General features: G+C 70.2%; 19 protein-coding genes. 3 read left to right on the forward strand and 16 right to left on the reverse strand.

Going from position 1 to position 20,965, the window contains the following annotated elements:
- Positions 1-103: 103 nt before the first annotated feature.
- Complete coding sequence (locus tag DY218_RS11445; RefSeq protein ID WP_128555847.1) at positions 104-1,657, forward strand: NCS1 family nucleobase:cation symporter-1; 1,554 nt, start codon at positions 104-106, stop codon at positions 1,655-1,657.
- Between the two features lie 15 nt (positions 1,658-1,672).
- On the opposite strand, the gene DY218_RS11450 is transcribed toward DY218_RS11445, so the two are convergent.
- From DY218_RS11450 to DY218_RS11485, 8 genes are all read right to left on the reverse strand, one after another.
- Positions 1,673-2,671: a TIGR03842 family LLM class F420-dependent oxidoreductase gene (locus DY218_RS11450; protein WP_128555848.1), complete on the reverse strand. Its 999-nt coding sequence runs from the start codon at positions 2,669-2,671 to the stop codon at positions 1,673-1,675.
- 72 nt (positions 2,672-2,743) lie between these two features.
- Positions 2,744-4,138 (reverse strand): dihydropyrimidinase, encoded by a 1,395-nt coding sequence (gene hydA, locus DY218_RS11455; RefSeq protein WP_128555849.1) that lies wholly within the window; start codon positions 4,136-4,138, stop codon positions 2,744-2,746.
- Between the two features lie 73 nt (positions 4,139-4,211).
- Positions 4,212-5,495: an aspartate aminotransferase family protein gene (locus DY218_RS11460; protein ID WP_128555850.1), complete on the reverse strand. Its 1,284-nt coding sequence runs from the start codon at positions 5,493-5,495 to the stop codon at positions 4,212-4,214.
- Complete coding sequence (locus DY218_RS11465) at positions 5,492-6,334, reverse strand: nitrilase-related carbon-nitrogen hydrolase (protein ID WP_128555851.1); 843 nt, start codon at positions 6,332-6,334, stop codon at positions 5,492-5,494. The genes DY218_RS11460 and DY218_RS11465 overlap by 4 nt, the downstream gene beginning before the upstream one ends.
- 207 nt (positions 6,335-6,541) lie before the next feature.
- On the reverse strand, positions 6,542-8,065 hold the full coding sequence (locus tag DY218_RS11470; protein WP_128555852.1) for a hypothetical protein: 1,524 nt from the start codon (positions 8,063-8,065) through the stop codon (positions 6,542-6,544).
- Between the two features lie 164 nt (positions 8,066-8,229).
- Positions 8,230-8,643: a PPOX class F420-dependent oxidoreductase gene (locus DY218_RS11475; protein WP_128555853.1), complete on the reverse strand. Its 414-nt coding sequence runs from the start codon at positions 8,641-8,643 to the stop codon at positions 8,230-8,232.
- An 11-nt stretch (positions 8,644-8,654) separates the two neighbouring features.
- A complete protein-coding gene (locus tag DY218_RS11480; RefSeq protein ID WP_128555854.1) occupies positions 8,655-9,911 on the reverse strand; it encodes an alginate lyase family protein in 1,257 nt (418 codons plus the stop codon).
- 134 nt (positions 9,912-10,045) lie between these two features.
- A complete protein-coding gene (locus DY218_RS11485) occupies positions 10,046-10,702 on the reverse strand; it encodes a glycoside hydrolase family 75 protein (protein WP_233521520.1) in 657 nt (218 codons plus the stop codon).
- A 276-nt stretch (positions 10,703-10,978) separates the two neighbouring features.
- Between DY218_RS11485 and DY218_RS11490 the strand changes: the two genes are divergently transcribed.
- Positions 10,979-11,746 carry a hypothetical protein gene (locus DY218_RS11490; RefSeq protein WP_128555856.1) on the forward strand — a complete coding sequence of 256 codons (768 nt, stop codon included), beginning with the start codon at positions 10,979-10,981 and terminating at the stop codon, positions 11,744-11,746.
- 220 nt (positions 11,747-11,966) lie between these two features.
- Here the strand turns inward: DY218_RS11490 and DY218_RS11495 are convergent, their stop codons facing one another.
- The 5 genes from DY218_RS11495 to DY218_RS11515 form a co-directional block, all read right to left on the reverse strand.
- A complete protein-coding gene (locus DY218_RS11495) occupies positions 11,967-12,860 on the reverse strand; it encodes an amino acid ABC transporter permease (RefSeq protein ID WP_128555857.1) in 894 nt (297 codons plus the stop codon).
- On the reverse strand, positions 12,857-13,501 hold the full coding sequence (locus tag DY218_RS11500; RefSeq protein WP_128555858.1) for an amino acid ABC transporter permease: 645 nt from the start codon (positions 13,499-13,501) through the stop codon (positions 12,857-12,859). The genes DY218_RS11495 and DY218_RS11500 overlap by 4 nt, the downstream gene beginning before the upstream one ends.
- Positions 13,502-13,508: 7 nt before the next feature.
- Complete coding sequence (locus DY218_RS11505; RefSeq protein ID WP_128555859.1) at positions 13,509-14,420, reverse strand: glutamate ABC transporter substrate-binding protein; 912 nt, start codon at positions 14,418-14,420, stop codon at positions 13,509-13,511.
- Positions 14,421-14,437: 17 nt separating this feature from the next.
- Positions 14,438-15,181 (reverse strand): amino acid ABC transporter ATP-binding protein, encoded by a 744-nt coding sequence (locus DY218_RS11510; protein WP_128555860.1) that lies wholly within the window; start codon positions 15,179-15,181, stop codon positions 14,438-14,440.
- Between the two features lie 134 nt (positions 15,182-15,315).
- Positions 15,316-15,756, reverse strand: a complete 441-nt coding sequence (locus tag DY218_RS11515) for a DUF6278 family protein (protein ID WP_128555861.1) — start codon at positions 15,754-15,756, stop codon at positions 15,316-15,318.
- A gap of 574 nt (positions 15,757-16,330) precedes the next feature.
- Between DY218_RS11515 and DY218_RS11520 the strand changes: the two genes are divergently transcribed.
- On the forward strand, positions 16,331-18,079 hold the full coding sequence (locus DY218_RS11520) for an SGNH/GDSL hydrolase family protein (RefSeq protein WP_128555929.1): 1,749 nt from the start codon (positions 16,331-16,333) through the stop codon (positions 18,077-18,079).
- Positions 18,080-18,108: 29 nt separating this feature from the next.
- Here DY218_RS11520 and DY218_RS11525 read toward each other — a convergent pair whose 3' ends face one another.
- The 3 genes from DY218_RS11525 to pcaDC all read right to left on the reverse strand — a co-directional run bounded on the left by DY218_RS11525 (position 18,109) and on the right by pcaDC (position 20,940).
- Positions 18,109-18,888, reverse strand: a complete 780-nt coding sequence (locus DY218_RS11525; protein WP_128555862.1) for an exodeoxyribonuclease III — start codon at positions 18,886-18,888, stop codon at positions 18,109-18,111.
- A gap of 81 nt (positions 18,889-18,969) precedes the next feature.
- Positions 18,970-19,602: an MBL fold metallo-hydrolase gene (locus DY218_RS11530; protein WP_128555863.1), complete on the reverse strand. Its 633-nt coding sequence runs from the start codon at positions 19,600-19,602 to the stop codon at positions 18,970-18,972.
- 45 nt (positions 19,603-19,647) lie between these two features.
- Positions 19,648-20,940, reverse strand: a complete 1,293-nt coding sequence (pcaDC, locus tag DY218_RS11535) for a bifunctional 3-oxoadipate enol-lactonase/4-carboxymuconolactone decarboxylase PcaDC (protein ID WP_128555864.1) — start codon at positions 20,938-20,940, stop codon at positions 19,648-19,650.
- Between the last annotated feature and the right edge of the window lie 25 nt (positions 20,941-20,965).

Below are 20,965 nucleotides of genomic sequence, written 5' to 3' on the forward strand. Positions count from 1 at the left end.
CCCTGTCTCCGGACCCGCCGAAGCTGTACAGTCCTTCCACCTCGACAAGATCTACGCGAGTAACTCCCCGGTCAACTCCTGCTGAGGCAAGGGAGCTTCGCCGATGACCACCACCGAATCGAGCGGCCCGGAGGCGACGGACGGGCAGGTCACACTGCCCGACGGCCGAGTGGCCCTGACCGCCGGCGTCACCCTGGACGACCCGCGGTTCGCCAACTCCGACCTCGCCCCCGTACCGCTCGAGAAGCGCACCTGGGGCGTCTACAACTACACCGCCCTGTGGATCGGGATGGCGCACAACATCCCTTCCTGGACGCTCGCCTCCGGTCTGGTCGCGCTCGGCATGGACTGGAAGCAGGCGGTGTTCGTCATCGCCCTGGCCAATGTCATCGTGCTGCTTCCGATGCTCCTGACCGGTCATGCGGGGCCCAAGTACGGCATCCCCTTCCCGGTGTTCGTACGCGCCTCGTTCGGGATGCGCGGAGCGAATCTGCCCGCCCTCATCAGGGCCGCGGTGGCCTGCTGCTGGTTCGGCATCCAGACCTGGATCGGCGGCCAGGGCATCTTCCTGCTGCTCGGGAAGGTCTTCGGCGGGTGGACCGAGGCGGCCGAGGTCGGCGGCTATCCATGGACCCTGTGGCTGTGCTTCGCGATCTTCTGGGTCCTCGAACTCGCCATCATCTACCGGGGGATGAACGCGCTGCGCCGCTTCGAGAACTGGGCGGCGCCGTTCGTACTGATCGGCGCCGTGGTCCTCCTGGTGTGGATCGCCGACAAGGCCGGCGGCTTCGGGCCGCTGCTCGACCAGCCCTCCGAGCTCGGCTGGGGTGCGGACTTCTGGCCGGTGTTCTTCCCGTCCCTGATGGGGATGATCGGCTTCTGGTCCACGCTGTCCCTGAACATCCCGGACTTCACCCGCTTCGGCAAGGGCCAACGCGCCCAGGTCTGGGGCCAGTCGCTCGGTCTGCCGACCACCATGACCGCCTTCGCCCTGATGTCGGTGTTCGTCACCTCGGGCTCGCAGGCGGTGTACGGGGCGGCCATCTGGGACCCGGTGGAGCTGGCCGCCAAGACGGACAATGTCTTCGGTCTGCTCTTCGCCCTCGTCACGGTCCTGGTGGCGACGATCTCGGTGAACATCGCGGCGAACGTCGTCTCGCCCGCGTACGACCTGTCCAATCTGGTGCCGAAGCACATCAGTTTCCGCACCGGGGCGCTGATCACGGGCATCGTCGGTGTCCTGGTGATGCCGTGGAAGCTCACCTCCACGCCCGAGTTGTACATCTTCACCTGGCTGGGCGTCGTGGGCGGGCTCCTCGGCACGGTCGCCGGTGTCATGATCGCGGACTACTGGATCCTGCGCCGGACCGTCCTTCACCTGGCGGACCTGTACCGCAGGGACGGCCGCTACTGGTACACCGGCGGGTGGAACTGGCGCGCGCTGGCCGCCTTCGTGATCGGCGGCACCCTGGCGGTCGGCGGCTCGTACTCCACGGTGAGTGCGAAGGGCGTCAAGCAGGGGCCGTTCCCGGTGGACGGCCTGATCCCGTTCCTCAAACCACTGGCCGACTACGGCTGGGCGGTGGGTCTCGCCTCTGCCCTGGTCGTGTACGTGGCGCTCGGACTCACCCGTACACGCACCGCCGATGCCGTCTGAACCGCGGCGCCGACGTCACCCCAGAGCGGGGATGACCTCGGCGCCGTAGGTGTCGATCACCGACTCGCGCGCGTCGTGCATGGCGTACACGGCGAACTGGTCCACGCCCAACTCCCGTAGCCGGCGCAGCCGTTCGACATGCGCGGAGACCGGTCCGAGCAGACAGAAGCGGTCCACGATCTCGTCGGGCACGAAGGCCGTGTCCGGGTTCCCGGCCCTCCCGTGGTGGCTGTAGTCGTACCCCTCACGCGCCTTGATGTAGTCGGTCAGGGCGTCGGGGACGAGGCCGGAGTGTTCGCCGTAGCGCTTCACCAGGTCGGCCACGTGGTTGCCGACCATGCCGCCGAACCAGCGGCACTGTTCGCGTGCGTGCGCGAGGTCGTCGCCGACGTAGGCGGGCGCGGCGACGCAGATCTTGACGTCCGCGGGGTCGCGCCCGGCGTCCGCGGCGGCCTGCCGTACAGCCTTGATCATCCACTCGGTGAGGAACGGGTCCGCGAGCTGCAGGATGAATCCGTCGGCCCGCTGCCCGGCCAGGGCGAGCGCCTTGGGCCCGTACGCCGCCATCCACACCGGAAGGCGCCCGTCGCGCACCCAGGGCAGCCGCAGCGCCTGCCCGTCGACGTCGGCCTCGCGGCCCTCGGCGAGGTCACGGATGACGTCGATGGCCTCGCCGAGCCGGGCGAGGGTGTTGGGCTTGCGGCCGGCCACCCGCATCGCCGAGTCGCCGCGTCCGATGCCGCAGACGGTGCGGTTGCCGTACATCTCGTTGAGGGTGGCGAAGGTGGATGCGGTCACCTCCCAGGTCCTGGTGCCCGGATTGGTGACCATCGGGCCGACGATCAGGCGTGAGGTGTGCTCGAGGACGCGGCTGTAGATGACGAACGGCTCCTGCCACAGGACGGCCGAGTCGAAGGTCCAGCCGTAGCGGAAGCCGTTGCGTTCGGCGCGGCGCATCAGGCCGACGACGGCGGACCCGGGCGGGTCGGTCTGCAGCACGAGTCCGAAATCCATGGCCGGAGCCTCCTGGTTCAGATGCGGTGGGACGGTACGGAGGGGCTGGCACCCCGGTGGATCAGGGAGCGGTCAGCCGACGTACTGGCTGATGCCGCGCGGGACGTATGCACCGTGCCCTGCGCGTCCGGTGAACTCCCGCTGGTCGATGACGAGTTCACCGCGGGAAAGGACCGTCTCCACCCGTCCGGTGATGCGCTTGCCCTCGTACGGCGAGTAGTCGACGTTCATGTGGTGGGTCTCGGCCGACAGGGTCTGCTGGGCGTTCGGGTCGTAGATGACGATGTCCGCGTCGGCGCCGGGCGCGATGGTGCCCTTCTGGCCGTAGAGTCCGAACATCCGGGCCGGTGCCGCGCAGGCGATCTCGATCCAGCGCCGGCGGGTGATGTGCCCGTCCACGACGGCCTGGTGCAGGAGGTCCATGCGGTTCTCGACGCCGGGCATGCCGTTGGGGATCTTCGAGAAGTCGCCGCGGCCGAGCTCCTTCTGGCCGACGAAGCAGAACGGGCAGTGGTCGGTGGACACCACCTGGAGGTCGTTGGTGCGCAGTCCGCGCCAGAGGAAATCCTGATGTTCCTTGGGGCGCAGGGGAGTCGAGCAGACGTATTTGGCACCTTCGAAGTCCGGCTCGGCCAGATTGTCGGTGGAGAGGAAGAGGTACTGGGGACAGGTCTCGCCGAAGACCGGCAGCCCCTCGTCGCGGGCCCGGGCCAGCTCGGCCACCGCCTCACGGGCCGAGACATGCACGACGTACACGGGGGCGCCGGCGACCTGGGCGAGCTTGATGACCCGGTGGGTGGCCTCGGCCTCGAGCAGCGCCTTGCGCACCTCGCCGTGGTAGCGGGGGTCCGACTCGCCGCGGGACAGGGCCTGTTGGACGAGTACGTCGATGGCGATGCCGTTCTCGGCGTGGGTCATGATCAGCCCGCCGTTGCCGGCGGCCTGCTGCATGGCGCGCAGGATCTGACCGTCGTCGCTGTAGAAGACGTCGGGGTACGCGGTGAACAGCTTGAACGAGCTGATGCCCTCCTCGACGAGCAGGTCCATCTCCTTGAGGGACCCGTCGTTGACGTCGGAGAGGATCATGTGGAAGCCGTAGTCGATGGCGCACTGCCCGTCGGCCTTGGCGTGCCAGGCGTCCAGGCCCTCGCGCAGGGCACGGCCCTTGGTCTGGATGGCGAAGTCGACGATCGTGGTGGTGCCGCCCCAGGCGGCGGCCCGGGTGCCGGTCTCGAAGGTGTCGGAGGCGTAGGTGCCGCCGAACGGCATCTGCATATGGGTGTGGGCGTCCACACCGCCCGGGATCACGTACTTGTGGGTGGCGTCGACGACCCGGTCGGCCGACCAGTCCTGGCTGCCGTGCGCGGCCAGCGCGGCGATCCTGCCGTCCTCCACCAGGACATCGGCGTGGGTCTCGTCGGCGGCGGTGACGACCAGTCCGCCGCGGATCAGGGTGCGGGTGCTCATGGGTCCCCCTGGAGTGGGATGAACGGGACGGGTACGGGCTGCCGGTCGGCGGCGAACGGGAGGAGCGCGTGAACTACAGGGTGCGCAGGGCCCGTTCGAGGACGGACGCGCCCTCCTCCGCTTCCGCCACGGTGAGCGAGAGCGGTGGCGCGATGCGCAGGACGCTGCTGTCGTGGCCGCCGCCCTTGCCGATGAGCAGCCCGCCCTCGCGGGTCGACTCCAGTACGGCGGAGGCGAGTTCGGGAGCTGCGCGTCCCGTGCTGGGGTCGGCGAGTTCCACGCCGATCATCAGGCCGCGCCCGCGCACCTCGCGTACGTGGTCGAGGCCGGCGCCGATCGCCCGCAGCCGCTCCAGGAGCAGTCCGCCGACTCGACGTGCGTTGCCCTGCAGATCGTGCTCGAGGAGGTACGAGAGGTTGGCGACGCCGGCGGCCATGGTGACCGGTGAACCGCCGAACGTGGAGATGGAGTTGGCGTCCAGGCAGTTCATGACCTCGGCGCGGGCGACGACGCCGCCGATGGACATGCCGTTGCCGATGCCCTTGGCGAAGGTCAGCATGTCCGGCGGCCCGGCGGCGGCGTGCGCCTGCCAGCCCCAGAAGTGGTCGCCGGTCCGGCCCCAGCCGGTCTGCACCTCGTCGCTGATCCACAGGATGCCGTGGGCGTCGAGGACTTCGCGGAACGCGGCGTACAGCCCGTCCGGCGGGGAGGTGAACCCGCCGACGCCCTGCACCGGTTCGGCGATCAGGGCGGCCACTCCCCCGCGGGTCTGGCCGAGGATGTCCTCCAGGTCGGCGACGCAGGCGGCGATGAACTCGCCGTCACTCAGGTGCGCGAAGGGTCCGCGGCCGCGGACGCCCCCGTGCACGTACAGCGTCTGCAGCGGGGACAGGCTGGTCGGGGACCAGCTCTTGTTGCCGGTGATGGAGACCGCGGAGAAGGAGCGGCCGTGGTAGCTGTTGCGCATCGCCAGGATCTGATTCGACCGGCGGTAGGTGGTGGCGAGCAGCAGGGCCGCGTCATTGGCCTCGGTGCCGGAGGTGGTGAAGAAGACGCGCGCGTCGGGGATCCCGGACAACGCGGCGATGCGCTCGGCCAGTTCGACCATCGGCCGGTCGAGATAGAGGGTCGAGGAGTGGATGATCCGGCCGGCCTGCTCGGCGACTGCCTTGGTGACCTCGGGCAGGGCGTGCGCCGTCATCGTGGTGAGGATGCCGCCGAAGAAGTCCAGGTAGCGGTTGCCGTCCGCGTCCCAGACGTGCCGGCCCTCGCCGTGCGTGATCTCCAGCGGCTGCGCGTAGTAGAGGGCGAGCCAGTCGGGCAGTACGGCGCGGTGACGCTGGTGGAGGGTGGTCACGGCTGCACCAGTCCTTCGTACGCGTCGGGGCGGCGGTCGCGGTAGAACGCCCATTGGTGGCGGACCTCGTCGATCAGGTCGAAGTCGAGGTCGCGGACGAGGAGTTCCTCGGTCTTGTCGCTCGCCGTCTCGCCGACGAACTGGCCGCGCGGGTCGACGAAGTAGCTGGTGCCGTAGAAGTCGTTGTCCCCGTACTCCTCCTGGCCGACGCGGTTGATGGCGGCGATGAAGTACTCGTTGGCGACGGCGGCCGCGGGCTGTTCGAGCTGCCAGAGGTACGCGGAGAGGCCGCGCGAGGTGGCGGACGGGTTGTACACCAACTGGGCACCCTCCAGGCCGAGTTGCCGCCATCCCTCCGGGAAGTGCCGGTCGTAGCAGATGTATACGCCGACCCGGCCGACCGCGGTGTCGAAGACGGGCCAGCCGAGGTTCCCCGGCTTGAAGTAGTACTTCTCCCAGAAGCCCTTGACCTGCGGGATGTGGTGCTTGCGGTACTTGCCGAGGTACGTGCCGTCGGCGTCGATCACGGCCGCGGTGTTGAAGTAGAAGCCGGACTGCTCGACCTCGAAGACGGGCACGACGATCACCATGCCGGTCTCGCGGGCGAGTTCCCGCATCCGCTGGACGGTGGGACCGTCCGGCACGGGCTCGGCCCAGCGGTAGTGCTCCTCGTCCTGTACCTGGCAGAAGTAGGGGGCGTTGAAGACCTCCTGGAAGCCGATCACCTTGGCACCCTGCCGCGCGGCCTCTCTGGCGTGTTCCTCATGCTTGGCGATCATGGATTCGGTGTCGCCGGTCCAGGTCGCCTGAACCAGTGCGGCACGTACGACATTGGCCATGAGCTGCTCCTTCGCCGAGACGTCGGTCCGCCCTCTACGCCCGTAGAGCCCGGGGCTGAGCGTCGAACGTAAGCCCCGTCACAGTCCGGGGCAAGACCATCGTCGTGAACCCGGGGAGTCGATCATGTTTCGCACCCGACCGGGCGATACCGGACGTCCCGCCCCGGCGGCCTCGTAGCACCCCGCCGGGGCCTTCCCCGTCCCTGGTCAGGCGGTGAGTCCGGCGACGCGCAGGGCGTGCGTCAGGTCCCAGTGGTGCTCGCCGGAGACGTCGGTGGCGGCGTCGAGGAGGCGGGGCACGAGCCGTGGGGGATCCGTGGCGGCGATCGCGGCGCAGTCACCCGGTGTACGCGCGCGGATGCAGGCGTCGAGCAGTCCGTCGGCCTCCCGGGTGCGGCCCGCCGCATCGAGGGCGAGTACGGCCTCGGCGATCTCGGAGGCGGGGCGTGCGGTGCCCTGCCGCAGCAGGTGCCGGCAGTCCTCGGTGCGGCCGACGGCGGCGAGCGCGTCGGCGGCCGCGGCCAGCTTCTCCGGCGGCATCGAGGCGGCCTCCCAGAGGAAGGTCGCCCAGTCGGCTCCGAGCCCGGCCCGGTGCAGTTCCGCGGCGAGCAGCGGGAGGCGGACGGCCGGCCAGTCGAGGGCCTCGCACAGGATCGCGTGGGCCTCGCCGCCCCTGCCCTCGGTGCGCAGCTGGATGAGGGTGGAGACGGTGCGGGCGGTGGCGCGGTGCGCCTCGGCCGACCCATGGCTGTCCTGCGCGGGCTCCGGCGCCTGGCCGGAGCGCGCCATGCCGGCGTAACGGGCGCCTCGGGGTGTGTCGGGAGAGGGCGCGGAGGGCGCGTGTCGCTGTGCCGGTACGGCCGCTTCGGCCGTCAGGGCGGTCTGTTCGGCCCCGTAGTCCTGATCGGTGTCGAGACCTGCGAATCGAGCACCGCGAGGGCACCCGGCACCCGGATTCCGCTGCTCGGGCAGCCGGGACACGGTGAGCATGTCCGGGACGGCGAACACCCCCGAATCGGCGAGCAGTTCGTCCTCGGTACGGGAGTCGGCGCCCGGCACCCGGTCGTACGTCTCCCCCACCCCCAGGGGGTCGTCGAAACGGCTGACCGCCTGCCCCGGTCCGCCACCCCCTGCCGGCCGCGCGGCGCCGACGTCCACACTCCGATAGATCTCGGCCGGCGGCAGATCGAGGCGCGGCGGCTCCTCCGCGGGCGCCCCGGCCGTCGCCCCGAGGTCCAACTCGTCAAGACGGGACTGCAGTTCGGTGCACCGGGCGGACGCCCGCTCGTGGTCGTCCCGCGCCCAGGCCAGCTCGAGGGAGAGCCGCTCGGCCTCCTCCGGGGACGCCCGGTGGATCTGCGCGCCGAGTTCCTGCTGGCGTCCGGCCGCGTAGCGCAGCTCGTCGCGCATCACGTCCAGACGCTCACCGAGGAGTTTGCGTGCCCCCTCGCCCGCGTCATGGGCGACGACGGCGGCCCGGTGCAAGGCGCGTGCGCGCACCGTCTCCCGTTCCGCTTCGGCCCGGCCGCGGCTCTCCGCCAGATCGTGGATCAGCGACTCCACCACGTCCCACGGCGGTACTTCACGGCCCTCGAAACAGGCGGACATTCCGTCGGGATCGCGCTGCCAGAACACCCCGCACCATCCGGCAGCCGCATCGAGCCGCGCGACGAGACCCTGCAAATATGCGCCGAACTCGCCCGGGGACCCCGGAAGTTGCTGCCCTGCCATCGCCATCCGCCCCATCGCCTGGAACCTTCCGACCCGCTCCGCACCGACCGGTATTCGACACCCGTGGTGTTACGCACGGGCTACGAACGGTTTGCGGAGGGACGCGAGCCACGCCGGAAGTGAGACTGGTCGATCGGAACGTTCCGTTCAAGGGTCCGGCGGTCCTAATCCTGACCCAAGGCGGTACCCGCGTCCGCCTTCAGCCGTACGGAGATCGCCGTGTGCGGCCGCTTCCCGCCGCGCAGCAGCCGGATCGGCGCATCGGACATCCAGAACTGCCATCCGTACTTGCGGGCCAACGCCTTGCGCACCCGCGGCAGTTCGGCATCGTCCAGGAGCCGCGCCGTGCCCTGCGCACGCACCGCACCTTCCTCGATGCGGCCGCGCAGATCACACACGACGACCTCGACCCGGCCGTCGTTGCGCAGCCGCTTGACCTTGCCCGCGTCGTTCTTGCTGATCACCAGGAGTTCGCCACCGTCGGGGGCGGCCCAGACCGGGGTGGGTACCGCGGTGCCGTTCCTGCGGTAGGTGGTGAGGCTGACGTAGCGGGCGCGGCCGAGGGTCTCGAGACTCATGCGGCCGCAGCCTACGTCGTCCCGCCCGCCCCGGGATTGCGGGCATGTGTCAGGGTCTCCCAGGCGACGAACAGGTCGTCCGTGCCGGCGGGACGCATCCGCTCGGCGAGGCGTTCGGCGTTCGGCACCGGGACTCCGAGCCGGTTCTGCAGATGGTTGAGCATCACCTCGAGATCGGGGCCCATCGTCAACTCGGGTTTGCCGCCGCAGAGTTGCTTCGGCATCGGCTCGCCCAGCTGGTGCCGTGCATGCCACTCGACGGCGGCCCGCATCCTGTCCCGCACCTCTGCGTACAGGTCGACGCCCTGGTGGTGGGCCGTCTCGGCGATGTGCGCGGTGGCTGCCAGTGCATATCCGACGTGCTCGAAGTTGCGGCAGCTCTCCTGCCCGAGTCCGTCCACGAAGGTGCGCTGGCCGAACCAGTACTCCCGGATCTTCTGCGGGCTGTCCGCCGTCCCGCCCGGCGGCGGCACCGGCAGCGGACCGTCGGTGCGCAGATAGAAGTACGCCGGCACCCGCGCCCGGAAGCGGGCGACGGCCCGGTCGAAGAGCGCGCGGTCGTCCAGGAACACGGCGATGGCGAGTGTGGCGTCGGTCATCGTGAGGTCCCAGTTGCCGTTGTAGTCGGCCACCTCGGCATCGAACTCGCCCAGATACGCGTGCCGCAGCATGTGCTCGAAGCGCTTCACGCGCGCGTCCGGCCAGCCGTCGTAGCTGTGCTTCATCAGTTCCGCGGCGCGCGCCCAGGTCGAGCCGGCCCAGGCGGCCTGCAGCCCCGCATTGCCCTCCGTGTGGTCCTTCAGGACCCCCGACCAGGCGTCCATCAGGCGCACCGCGTGCTCGGCGTGCGAGCGGTCGCCGGTCACCGCCCAGAGCAGCGCGTGCGTCCAGGCGGCGATGGCGTCCTCGCGCTCGGCGGTGCAGGCGGCCGGCTTGGCGTACGGCTTGCAGGCGACCACGGCGACGGGCCGCGCGGTGTAGTCGTCGGCCGCGTAACGGCTCTTGCGCATGGCCTGGAAGGCGGAGGCCCAGGGTTCGGCGCCGGCCCGCACCTTGCGGCGGACCCGGTCGAGCTGGTCGCGGCTGACCAGGACGCCCGGATGGGTGAAGGCGCCCGCGTCGTCCGGGCCCTGTGCGTCGTCCCGTGCTCCGAGGTCCGGTGCACGCGGCGGCTCGGGGGCGTCACGGGGTGGGGCGAAGGCGAGCACCGGTGCGAGAAGTGCGGTGCACAGAAGGCTGAGTACGGCTCTCGGTCGTGGTCGTGGCATATCGGCAGCCTGCTCCCGAGTCGCCGGGCCCGCAGGATCTGTTGCTCCTCACGATGCGCCGGTGTCAGCCGATTGCCGCTGCGTCCCCGGTCGGTTGGTCCGCATCAAGGTGTCGGCTCATCAGCCGTCGCGCGTCAGCCACCCCGTACGAACCGCTCGGCGAGCTCCCGTCCCCGGCTGACCGCGTCGTCACGGCTCTCGATCGGAGTCACCCGGGAGTTCTTGAACAGCACATAGGTGACACCGGATCCGGTGCCGCCGCGCACGGGATCCGGGTCGATGCCCAGGGACTTGGCGGCGGCGTAGGAGGCCTCGCCGATGATGTCGGTCGGCCCGGTGTCGCCGACCACCGCGTAGGTCAGGCGCCCACCGTGGATGACGGCCGCCACCGCGCCGCCCTTGATCCCGGACTCCTCGTGCTTCCAGATCCTGCTCGCACCCGGCACCACGACGTACGGCAGCCGGGCGGAGTCCAGGGGCTTGCCGTCGGACTGCTGGAAGGCGGTGGCGGCCTGGAACAGCGGATCGGTCTTCCTGCTGCACTGCCGGCTGACCTGCCCGTCGCAGTCGATGTCCATGTCCGCCTCGAAGAACACCGCGCCCTTCGTGTCGCAGACCGGGATCCTCGCCGGCGCCCCGTCGTCGGCGCGGTACTTGCCGTGCGAGACCTGTCGGCACGAGGTCAGTCCGGCGAGTATCTCCTCGGCCCCGACCTCCTCACCGGCGGCCGCCGGAGGTGAGGCAGTGGCGAGCAGTACGGGTACGAGGGCGGCCGGGATCAGAGCACGCACGGGCTGTCCTTCGGTCAGTTGCTCGGGTTCACCACCCTTGCCGAGGGCCAGGACCTGCGCACCTTTTGGGCGCCCGGGGGATCAAGGCCGTACATCCCCTGCGACCGCCCGGAACACGACACAGCGGAACGGAGCAAACCGGAGCTGCCAATTCCGGGCATCCGGCCAACCGATCCGCACCCTGGGTCAAGAGCCGCCTGCGCAGCGTGACTTCACCGTCCGGAGGCCACCGGCCCCCTCGAACACCGGTCCGCGCTCCGGCTAGCATGCCCGCCCATGAATGGAGACCTGCTCATCATCGTCCTCGGCGTGCTCGCCGCGGCGATCGCGGCCTCGCTCGGCTGGTTCGCCCGTACGTACCTCTGGCGGCGCAAGCTCCGGCGCAAGCAGGCCTTCTTCGGCCTTCCGGACAACTCCGAGTCCCTGCTCGTGGTCAACCGCGACGCCGGCGGCCCGGAGCTGACCGTGGCCCGCCACGACGTCTTCGCACTGCTCGAACTGGCGGCGATCATCAAGGACTGCGGGGCCCACTCCCAGGTGGTCACCCATGACGCGGCCCAGCAGGGCTTCGGCGAACGCACCGAGTTCTGCGTCGGCGGCCCCGCCTCCAACCGCCGGATGGCCGCGCACATGCACTCACTGCTGCCGGGCATCCGGGTGAACACGGACCCCGAGCCGGGTCCGGACCGCGGCGCCTTCCAGATTGGCAGCGAGCGGTACCGGATGGAGGGCGGCCGCACCGAGTACGCGATACTCGCCCGGCTCACCGCGGGCCAGGGCCAGGAGGCACGCCCGGTCTTCCTCTTCTGCGGTCAGCGCGCGATCACCAACCAGGCGGCCACCCGCTACCTCGCCCGCCACCACGAACGCCTGTCCCGCAAGCACGGCGCCAACACCTTCGTACTGCTCCTGAAGGTCGTCAACTCCCAGGCGTACGGCCCCGATGTCGTAGAGCTCGTCGCCGATGTGACCAAGGCGGCCCAGGCACCCGCCCCGGCGCCCACGCCCGCGCCCGCGACGCGCGGCGCGCACCGCGGCAAGTAGCCGGCAGGCACCGAAATGAAAGGAGCGGCACCCCCGTCGCGCCCGTCCGCGACGCGGGGCCCGCTCCACATCGAGCACAACCCGGCCGGCGCGCAGCTGACCTTCTCCTCCCCCGCGGCCGGCCCGTCGTACGGGTCGGTGTCGCCGTGCGAGAAGTGATCTCCGGCTGCTGCCGGGCCGGACCTGCCCTAGGGGGGAAGCCCCCTGACTGCTGCCCTCGTCAGCTGTTGGGCCCCGCGGGGGGCGCCCCGCCCGGCAGCAGCGTTCCTGGTTCGGCCGGTGCGACGTCCACGGCCTCCGTCTTGGGGTTGCGCTTCTGGCGTCTGGCCACGTAGGTGGCGAACCACGACAGGAGCATGCACATCCCGATGTAGATCGGCGAGATCACCAGAACCACGGGGATGAACGGCAGATCGTAGTCGAGGTTCGACGCGATCAGCTTCCCGGCGTGGAGGAATTCCTCGTAGGTGATCAGATAGCCGAGTGAGGTGTCCTTCAGGGCGACCACCAGCTGGCTGATGATGGCCGGGAGCATGGCCCGGACCGCCTGCGGCACCAGGACATGGGTCATGACCTGGGTCTTGCGCATGCCGAGCGCGTACGCGGCCTCGTGCTGGCCGCGTTCGACGGCGTTGATTCCGGAGCGGAAGACCTCGGCGAGGACCGAGCCGTTGTAGAGAGTCAGGCCGGTGACCAGGGCCGGCAGCGGCTGCACCTTGAGCGCCACGAACACGAAGAAGATCATCACCAGGACCGGCATGGCCCGGAAGAACTCGACGAGCAGGGTGGCGATCCAGCGCACCGGTCGGTGGTCGGAGAGGCGGCCGACGGCGAGAATCGTGCCGAGCGCCAGGGACAGCACCGCGGAGATGGCGAACGCCTTGAGCGTGTTCCCGAGGCCGCGGAGCAACAGCTCCTGGATGCCCTTGTACTCGAAGGGCGTCCACTTGGTGGCGGTGAACTGGTCGGTGTCGAACAGCAGATAGACGAGCCAGCCGACGATGCCGAGGATGAGCAGCGTCGAGACCACCCCGTAGATGAGGTGTCGGCGGTGGGTCCTGGGGCCCGGGATGTCGTAGAGCGCGGTGGAGTCGTGGGCGGTGGCGGCGGTCATCGGGCGACTCCCCAGCGCTTCTCGAGAATGTTGAAGATCGCGCTGATGGCGAGGGTGATGATCAGGTAGCCGAGGGCGATCCAGACGAAGGTCCAGATGATGCTGTATCCGAGTTCGTTGAGTGTCTTGTACGTGCCGAGCAGCTCGGTGACGCTGAACGCCCCGGCGATCGCCGAGTTCTTGGCGAGCGCGATGAGGTTGGAGCCGACCGGCGGGATCACCGAGCGGAAGGCCTGCGGCAGGACGACGTTGGAGAGGGTCTGGCCGAAGTTCATGCCGAGACTGCGGGCCGCCTCGCCCTGCCCCTTGGGCACGGTGTTGATGCCGGAGCGCAGTGCCTCGCAGATGAACGCCGAGGTGTAGCAGCCGAGCGCGAGGACGGCGAACACCTTGAACGGCAGGACCAGTCCGAAGCGCGGAAGACCGAGCAGTACGGCGAAGAACAGCAGGGTCAGCGGGGTGTTGCGCAGCACGGTCACCCACGCGGTGCCGATCGCCCGGAAGGAACCGACCGGGGCCACCCGGAAGGAGGCCATCAGGAAGCCGAGCGCCAGGGCCAACAGCGAGGCGTACACGGTGAGTTCGACGGTGCCGAGGAAGCCCTCGCCGTAGGTGGAGAAGTTGTCTGTCAGTACGTTCACTTGGGCCTCAGCTCGCCGGGTAGCGATCGATGGCGGGCGGGTTCGGTGCGGGCACCCCGGACAGGCCGAGGGTGGCGTCGTACGCCTTCTTCCAGTTGCCGTCTCGTTCGTTGGCCGCGAGGGCGTCGTCGACGGCGAAGCGCAGCGCGGTGTCCATCTTCGGCAGCCCGATGCCGTACGGCTCCTCGGAGAACGGCTTGCCGACGAGCTTCATCTCGTCCGGGACCTTGGCCGCATAGCCCTGCAGGATCGCGTCGTCGGTGGTGACGGCGTCCACCTGGTACGTCAGCAGATTGTCCACGCAGATCGAGTAGGTGTCGTACGAGACGAGGGTGGCCTTCGGGTAGTCCTCCTGGATCCGCTGGTACGGGGTGGATCCGGCGGCCGAGCAGACCCGCTTGCCGTCGAGGTCCTCGGGGCCCTTGATGTCCTCCTCGTCGGAGCGGACGAGGAGGCCCTGGCCGGCCATGTAGTACGGACCGCCGAAGCCGACGAGGCCCTTGCGGTTGTCGTTGATGGTGTACGTGCCGACGTACATGTCGACCTGCCCGTTCTGCAGGGCGGTCTCGCGGTTGGCCGAGGCGATGGTCTTGAAGCGAATGCGGCCGGTCTCGAAGCCGAGGTGGGCGCCGACCATCTTGGCGATCTCGATGTCGAAGCCGGAGTAGGTGCCGGAGGCCGGGTCCTTCTCGCCGAGGTAGGGCTGGTCCTCCTTGGCGCCGACCAGCAGATAGCCGCGCCTCTTCGCCTTGCGCCAGGTCGGCGAGTCCGGGAGCTGGAAGGCCTTGTCGACCTCGTAGTGCGGAAGTTGGTCGGCCCGCGGGCCCTTCACCGGGGGGCTGCCGTCCTTGCCGCAGGCCGTCGTCGCGGCGAGGAGCAGGATGAGCAGCCCCGCGAGCACACGTGTGGTACGCGTCATGAGTCCGAACGCCCCCGTCAGTGCTTGAGGATCTTGGAGAGGAAGTCCTTGGCGCGGTCGCTCTCCGGGTGAGTGAAGAAGTCCTCGGGCGTGCGGTCCTCGACGATGCGGCCGTCGGCCATGAACACGACCCGGTTGGCCGCCGACCGCGCGAAGCCCATCTCATGGGTGACTACGACCATCGTCATCCCGTCCCTGGCGAGCTGCTGCATGACCTCGAGCACCTCGTTGATCATCTCGGGGTCGAGAGCGGAGGTCGGCTCGTCGAAGAGCATCACCTTCGGGTCCATCGCCAACGCCCGTGCGATCGCGACCCGTTGCTGCTGTCCGCCGGAGAGCTGCGCCGGGAACTTCTCGGCGTGGGCGGCGAGGCCGACTCGCTCGAGCAGCTCCCGCGATCGCTGGTCCGCCTCGTCCTTCTTGCGCCCCCGCACCTTGATCTGGGCGAGCGAGACGTTCTGCAGGACGGTCTTGTGTGCGAAGAGGTTGAAGGACTGGAAGACCATGCCCACCTCGGCACGGAGTCCCGCGAGGGCCTTGCCCTCCTCGGGCAGTGAGCGTCCGTCGAGATTGATGCGTCCGGACTGGATGGTCTCCAGCCTGTTGATCGTCCGGCACAGGGTCGATTTGCCCGAACCGGACGGGCCGATGACGACCACCACCTCCCCACGCCCGACGGTGAGATTGATGTCCTGGAGGACATGCAACTTCCCGTAGTACTTATTGACGTCATGCAGTTCGATCAACGGATCGACGGCCATGCCGACCTACCCACTTCCAGCCGTGTCGTCCGCGCAAACTATCCAGCCCAATATGGGACTTAACAGGCGACACGCACTGAAAAGGCATTAACCGTATTGCTCTACCGGGCTGCCCTCGGGGGGCGGCCCGGCGGCTACCCCTCGGCCGCCTCCCCGTACACCTGGGAGAGCTGCGGCGCCCCGTTGACCGCCCAGTCGAGGCCGGCCTCCACGACGTGGATCTCCCGGCCCGAGGGCAGCCGGACGACTGGATGGCCGCCGGGCCATACGTGCCATGCGGCGCCGCGGACGGCCCGCACCAGGACGGTGCCGAGGTAGAGACCCGCGTCGTTGCCGATCCAGGGCAGCAGCTCCGCGTCGTCGCGCCAGGTGGGCGGCAGCTGGTCGAGGGCCTCCAACGAGGCCGGGGTGTCGTCGAGTTCGAGGCCGGCGCGCTCCGCCTCGGACCGCAGTAGCTCACATTCGGACAGCAGCTCGGTGACCGACTCCGGATCCTCCTCGAAGGCGGCCGCGAGACCCTCGCCCGGGTCGGCGGGCTGCCTGCGGCGCCACTTGTCCAGGAAAGGGATGTTCATGAGCGACCTCACGAGTTCGGATTGCTTGAGGTTGACCGGCCGGCACGGCAGGTGCGCGTGCTCGGCCCTGCACTGCCTCCCATTTCACATACCGCCTTCCCCTGTACGAGTGCCCCGCATGGCACTGGCCCTCACGGAAACCTTTCCGCGAGGGCCAGTCTCATACAGCCAGTGTCATACAGGCAGAAGAGTCACGAGGGGCGCCACCCGGAAGAGCCGGCACAAATGCCGTCGCGCACCCTCATGATCCAGACTGCCCAACGACCGACACGTGCACATGACACGGTCCCTGGCGCGACAATCCCACGACCTCGGCGCCTGCTGCGACGTGCTGCGCATCGGCCGGACAGCCCGCGCCTCGATCTCGACATGGCGACGTATGCCCGGGTCCACCGCTGAAGCCTGCCCGGCGCCGCTCCGGCAGCTGACCGTACGCCTACTGCCGTGAATTCAGGTCGAGTTCAGACGCCGGTCATTGACGCGTCCCTGTCGCCTCCTTAGCTTCATGGCGCAACCGACGTCACAGGGACCGGAGGAGACCGGCGTGCGCCGAGGCATCTGGGCAGGAACCGTCATGGCGGCGCTGGTGGCGGGGGTGGTCCCGGTCTCCACGGCGGGCAGCGCCTCGGCGGCGGAGCCGAGACCCCGGCCGCTCCCGCTGGAGCGGCATTTCGACAACCGCGCGGTCAGCGACGACTCCGCACCGGGGAGCGCCGACTTCGACGGTTCCGGCGCCTCGCTGTCCGCGCAGGATCTGGCGGCCGCGGGCTGGACTCCCGGACGCGCCCTGACCGTCGACGCTTCCCGCATCGCGATGCCGGACACCCGGCCGGGGCGGCCCGACAACGTACGGGCCGACGGTCAGTCGGTACGGGTGAGCGGCCGCGGCGACGCCCTGTCCTTCCTCGTCGCCGGGACCGGGGGCGATGCGGTCGGCACCGGCACGGTCCACTACAGCGACGGGTCCCGCGGCACCTTCCGTCTCGCCGCGCCGGACTGGCGCACGGGCCCGCTCGCCACCAAGTCCGTGGCCCTTCCGCACGTCAACACACCGGACGGCCGGCTCGACGAGAAGGCCCGGCTCTACGTGGTGACCGTGCCCATCGCCGAGGGCCGCCGGGTCGCCTCGGTGCGGCTGCCCGAGGACCCCGGCGCGGCCGATCTGCACGTGTTCGACGTGTCGGTGCGCACGCCGGACCGTGGTCTGACCGGCAGTTGGTCCACCTCCACCTCCGGGTACACCGAGGTCGGGCCGTGGACCGACCGCACACTGCGGCTCGTGGTGCACACCTCCACGGGCGGGCCGGCGGTGCGCATCCGGCTCGACAACACCTTCGCCGGTACGCCCGTACGCATCGGCGGCGCCACCGTCGCGGTACAGGGGGACGGGGCCGAGGCGCGGTCCGCGCCGGTGCGGCTGCGGTTCGGCGGTGAGCGCGGCACCGAGATCCCCGCCGGGGCACAGGCGTTCAGCGATCCGGTCGGGTTCGATGTGCCGGCCGACGCGAATCTCCTCGTCAGCTTCCATCTGCCGGACACGGTCACGGCCGCGCCGGTGCACAGTGCCACCAGCCAGACCTCGTACCTCAGCGAACCGGGCGACCATGCGGCGGAGGGCGCCGGCTCCGCGTACACCTCGACGATCGGCACCTGGCCGTTTCTGACCGGGGTCGACGTGGGCGGCGGGCCCGGCTCTCTTGTGATGCTCGGCGACTCGATCACCGACGGCGTCGGCTCCACCCAGGACGCCAATCTGCGCTGGCCGGACGTACTGGCCCGGCGGATCCTCACCCAGGACGACATCCCGCACTACGGCGTGCTGAACCAGGGCATCTCCGCGAACCGCGTGGTCCAGGACCGCTACCCGGGCGACGGCGTCTCCACGGACACCGGCGGGGTGAGCGCCCTGCACCGCTTCGACCGCGATGTGGCCGCGCAGACCACGGCCCGGACGGTGGTCGTCTTCGAGGGGGTCAACGACATCCGCTGGGGCGACACGGCCGCCCAAGTCATCCACGGGCTGCGGGAGATCGCCGAGCGGGCCGAGGCGCGGGGCCTGCGCTCGGTGGCCGCCACCATCGCACCGTGCGAGGGCGAGGAGCGCTGCACGGCCGCCGTCGACGCCGAGCGGCGCGCGATCAACGACTGGATCAGGTCCAGCGGTGCTTACGACGCGGTGCTCGACTTCGACGCCGTACTGCGCGATCCGGCGCATCCGGCCCGGATTCTGCCCGCGTACGACAGCGGCGACCATCTGCACCCCGGTGACGGTGGCCTGAAGGCGATCGCCGACTCGGTGGACCTGCGGGAGCTGGTGGGCTGACGGGCGATCCCCCCCCCCGCTCGCGGTGACTACACCTCCAGATCGACCACCACCGGTGCGTGGTCCGAGGCGCCCTTGCCCTTGCGCTCCTCGCGGTCCACGTAGGAGTCGGTGACGGCCTTGGCGAACGGGGCGTTCCCGTAGACCAGGTCGATGCGCATGCCGCGGTTCTTCGGGAAGCCCAGCTGGCGGTAGTCCCAGTACGTGAACGGGTGGTCGTACTTGAGAGGGCGCGGCACCACGTCGGTCAGGCCGGTCTCGCGCAGCGCGGTGAGCGCGGCACGCTCGGCCTCGGTGACATGGGTCGCGCCCTCGAACCGGTCGATGTCCCAGACGTCGTCGTCCGTCGGTGCGACGTTGTAGTCGCCGAGGATCGCGAACGGCCGGCTGCCCGCCGCATCCCCTGCGACGGCCGCGCGCAGGGCCTCGAACCAGGCGAGCTTGTAGGCGTAGTGGGGGTGGTCGGGCTCCCGGCCGTTCGGCACATAGACCGACCAGAGGCGGACTCCGCCGCAGGTCGCCGACACCGAGCGCGGCTCCTCGGCGCCGTCGTAACCCGGGTCGCCGGGCAGGCCGCGGACGACGTCCTCGATGCCGACGCGGGAGACCAGCGCCACGCCGTTCCACCGCCCGGTGGCGTGCACCGCGGACTCGTATCCCAGTTCGCGGAGTGCGTCCGCGGGGAACTGCTCCGCCGTGCACTTGGTCTCCTGGATGCACAGGACATCCGTGCCGCTGCTCTCCAGCCAGGCGAGCAGGCGGGGGAGGCGGGCGGTGATCGAGTTCACGTTCCAAGTCGCGATGCGCATGTCCCACAACCTACCCGCCGGGTCCGACAATCGCCGGGCCCGCCGGCCGATGCGGGCTCCCGTGCACGGGTCCGGACCTGGTCAGAGGCCTGTCGACTCCCCTGCGCCCAGGCGCTGGTGCGGTGCGCGGCCCAGATTCTCCAGGTGCTGGTCGTACACGGGGCGGGCCAGGTCGGTCAGCAGGGCGTCGTGGATGTCGACGGTGCGGGCGGGCGCCACCTCGCGTACGTAGTCGATGACCTCCGAGACCTTGTTCCAGGGGGCCATCACCGGGACGAGGAGGGTGTCGACCGGACGGCCGGGCACGGTCAGGGCGTCGCCCGGGTGGAAGACCGAACCGTCCACCAGGAACCCGACGTTGGTGATCCGCGGCAGGTCCGGGTGGATCACCGCATGCAGCTCGCCGTGCACCTCCACGTCGAAGCCCGCGGCAGCGAAGGTGTCGCCGTCGCCGACCGTGTGCACCCGCCCGGGGAAGGCGCCGGCGAGCCGGTCGGCCACCGAGCGCAGCGTCCACAGCTCGGTGCCCTGCGAGGCCTCGAGGACGGCGCGCAGCCGCTCCTCGCTGAAGTGGTCGGGGTGCTCGTGGGTGACCAGGATCGCGTCGGCGCCGTCCGCCGAGTCCGGCTCGCTGAACGCGCCGGGGTCGATGACCAGGGTCCGCCCATCCTTCACGAGCCGGACGCAGGCGTGGGTCTTCTTCGTCAGTTCCATGCCACCATCCTGCTCCCGCAGCCGGCCCCGTACCGCGCGACCGCGCTACTCCTCCGGCGTGGTCTCCTCCCGTATCACCTGCTGTGCCACCTTGAAGGCCGCATTGGCGGCCGGCACACCGCAGTAGACCGCGGCCTGCAGCAGGACTTCCTTGATCTCCTGCGGGGTGAGGCCGTTGCGCAGCGCGGCCCGGGTGTGCGTGGCCAGGTCGTCCAGGTGGCCACCGGCGACGAGCGCGGTGAGCGTGACGCAGCTGCGTGAGCGCCGGTCGAGGCCGGGACGGCTCCAGATCTCGCCCCAGGCGTAGCGGGTGGCCAGGTCCTGGAAGTCCTCCGAGAAGCTGTCGGCTCCGGCGAGCGCACTGTCCACATGCGCGTCACCGAGCACCTCACGGCGCACCTTGAGCCCGGTGTCGTACGTGTCCGGGCGCACCGGCACGCCGCCCTGTGCGGCAGCGGGCGCGATCTCGGCGACGGGTCCGGCGGGCATCGGCGCGATCACCGGCTTCACCGGCGGCGCCGCGATCGCCGTGAACCCGGTGGAGGTGTCGCCCGCCGAGGGCCAGGCGGTGGAGAAGTGGCGTACGAGCAGGTCCGTGACGGCCGTCGGCTGCTCGACGGGGGCCAGGTGCGAGGCGCCGGGGACCACCGCGAGCCGGGCGTCCGGTATGCCGGCGACCAGGGTGCGTGCCTCGGCGGGACCGGTCACCTGGTCGTCGGAGCCGACCAGGACCAGGGTGGGTACGCCGATGTGGCCGAGCTCGTGGCGGATGTCGAAGGAGGCGAGTGCCTCGCAGGCGGCGATGTAGCAGCCGGGGTCCGTGGTCCGCACCATCTGCACGGCCCATTCGGTGATCGCGGGCTGGTTCTGCACGAACGACGGCGTGAACCAGCGCTCGGGCGAGGTGCGCGCCACCGGGTCGAGGCCGTTCGTCCGTACGATCACCCCGCGCTGGCGGAACTCGTCGGCGGTGCCGAAGCGCGGCGAGGCGGCGATGAGCGCGAGTGAGGCCACCCGGTCCGGGTGCCGCAGCGCCAGCTCGGCGCCGATCGCACCGCCGAGCGCACAGCCCGCGTAGCCGAAGCGCTGCACGCCGAGGCCGTCGAGCGTGGCCAGGAGACGCTCGGCGTACGACGCGACCGAGTCGGTGGCGTACGCGGGTGCGCCGCCGTGCCCCGGCAGGTCGTACCGGAACACCCGCCAGGTACCCGAGAGTTCGGGGATCTGCCGGTCCCACATGTGCCATGTGGTACCCAGTGAGGGACCCAGGACCAGAACCGGAGCGTCTTCCGCGCCGTCGAAGCGGTACTGCAGGGTGTTGTTCGGTGTCTCACTCACCCGACCGACCCTCTCATCCGACACG

The sequence above is a fragment of the Streptomyces triticagri genome (genome assembly GCF_003429565.1).
Taxonomy (GTDB): domain Bacteria; phylum Actinomycetota; class Actinomycetes; order Streptomycetales; family Streptomycetaceae; genus Streptomyces; species Streptomyces triticagri.

Excerpts from the sequence above, each read along its gene's own strand:
- DY218_RS11470 (WP_128555852.1), bottom strand. The coding sequence starts at position 8,065 with ATGGCAGGGCAGCAACTTCCGGGGTCCCCGGGCGAGTTCGGCGCATAT.
- DY218_RS11480 (WP_128555854.1), bottom strand. The coding sequence starts at position 9,911 with ATGCCACGACCACGACCGAGAGCCGTACTCAGCCTTCTGTGCACCGCA.
- DY218_RS11525 (WP_128555862.1), bottom strand. The coding sequence starts at position 18,888 with ATGCGCATCGCGACTTGGAACGTGAACTCGATCACCGCCCGCCTCCCC.
- DY218_RS11475 (WP_128555853.1), bottom strand. The coding sequence starts at position 8,643 with ATGAGTCTCGAGACCCTCGGCCGCGCCCGCTACGTCAGCCTCACCACC.
- DY218_RS11530 (WP_128555863.1), bottom strand. The coding sequence starts at position 19,602 with ATGGAACTGACGAAGAAGACCCACGCCTGCGTCCGGCTCGTGAAGGAT.
- DY218_RS11450 (WP_128555848.1), bottom strand. The coding sequence starts at position 2,671 with ATGGATTTCGGACTCGTGCTGCAGACCGACCCGCCCGGGTCCGCCGTC.
- hydA (WP_128555849.1), bottom strand. The coding sequence starts at position 4,138 with ATGAGCACCCGCACCCTGATCCGCGGCGGACTGGTCGTCACCGCCGCC.
- DY218_RS11515 (WP_128555861.1), bottom strand. The coding sequence starts at position 15,756 with ATGAACATCCCTTTCCTGGACAAGTGGCGCCGCAGGCAGCCCGCCGAC.
- DY218_RS11510 (WP_128555860.1), bottom strand. The coding sequence starts at position 15,181 with ATGGCCGTCGATCCGTTGATCGAACTGCATGACGTCAATAAGTACTAC.
- DY218_RS11520 (WP_128555929.1), top strand. The coding sequence starts at position 16,331 with ATGGCGGCGCTGGTGGCGGGGGTGGTCCCGGTCTCCACGGCGGGCAGC.
- DY218_RS11445 (WP_128555847.1), top strand. The coding sequence starts at position 104 with ATGACCACCACCGAATCGAGCGGCCCGGAGGCGACGGACGGGCAGGTC.
- DY218_RS11490 (WP_128555856.1), top strand. The coding sequence starts at position 10,979 with ATGAATGGAGACCTGCTCATCATCGTCCTCGGCGTGCTCGCCGCGGCG.
- DY218_RS11495 (WP_128555857.1), bottom strand. The coding sequence starts at position 12,860 with ATGACCGCCGCCACCGCCCACGACTCCACCGCGCTCTACGACATCCCG.
- DY218_RS11505 (WP_128555859.1), bottom strand. The coding sequence starts at position 14,420 with ATGACGCGTACCACACGTGTGCTCGCGGGGCTGCTCATCCTGCTCCTC.
- DY218_RS11465 (WP_128555851.1), bottom strand. The coding sequence starts at position 6,334 with ATGGCCAATGTCGTACGTGCCGCACTGGTTCAGGCGACCTGGACCGGC.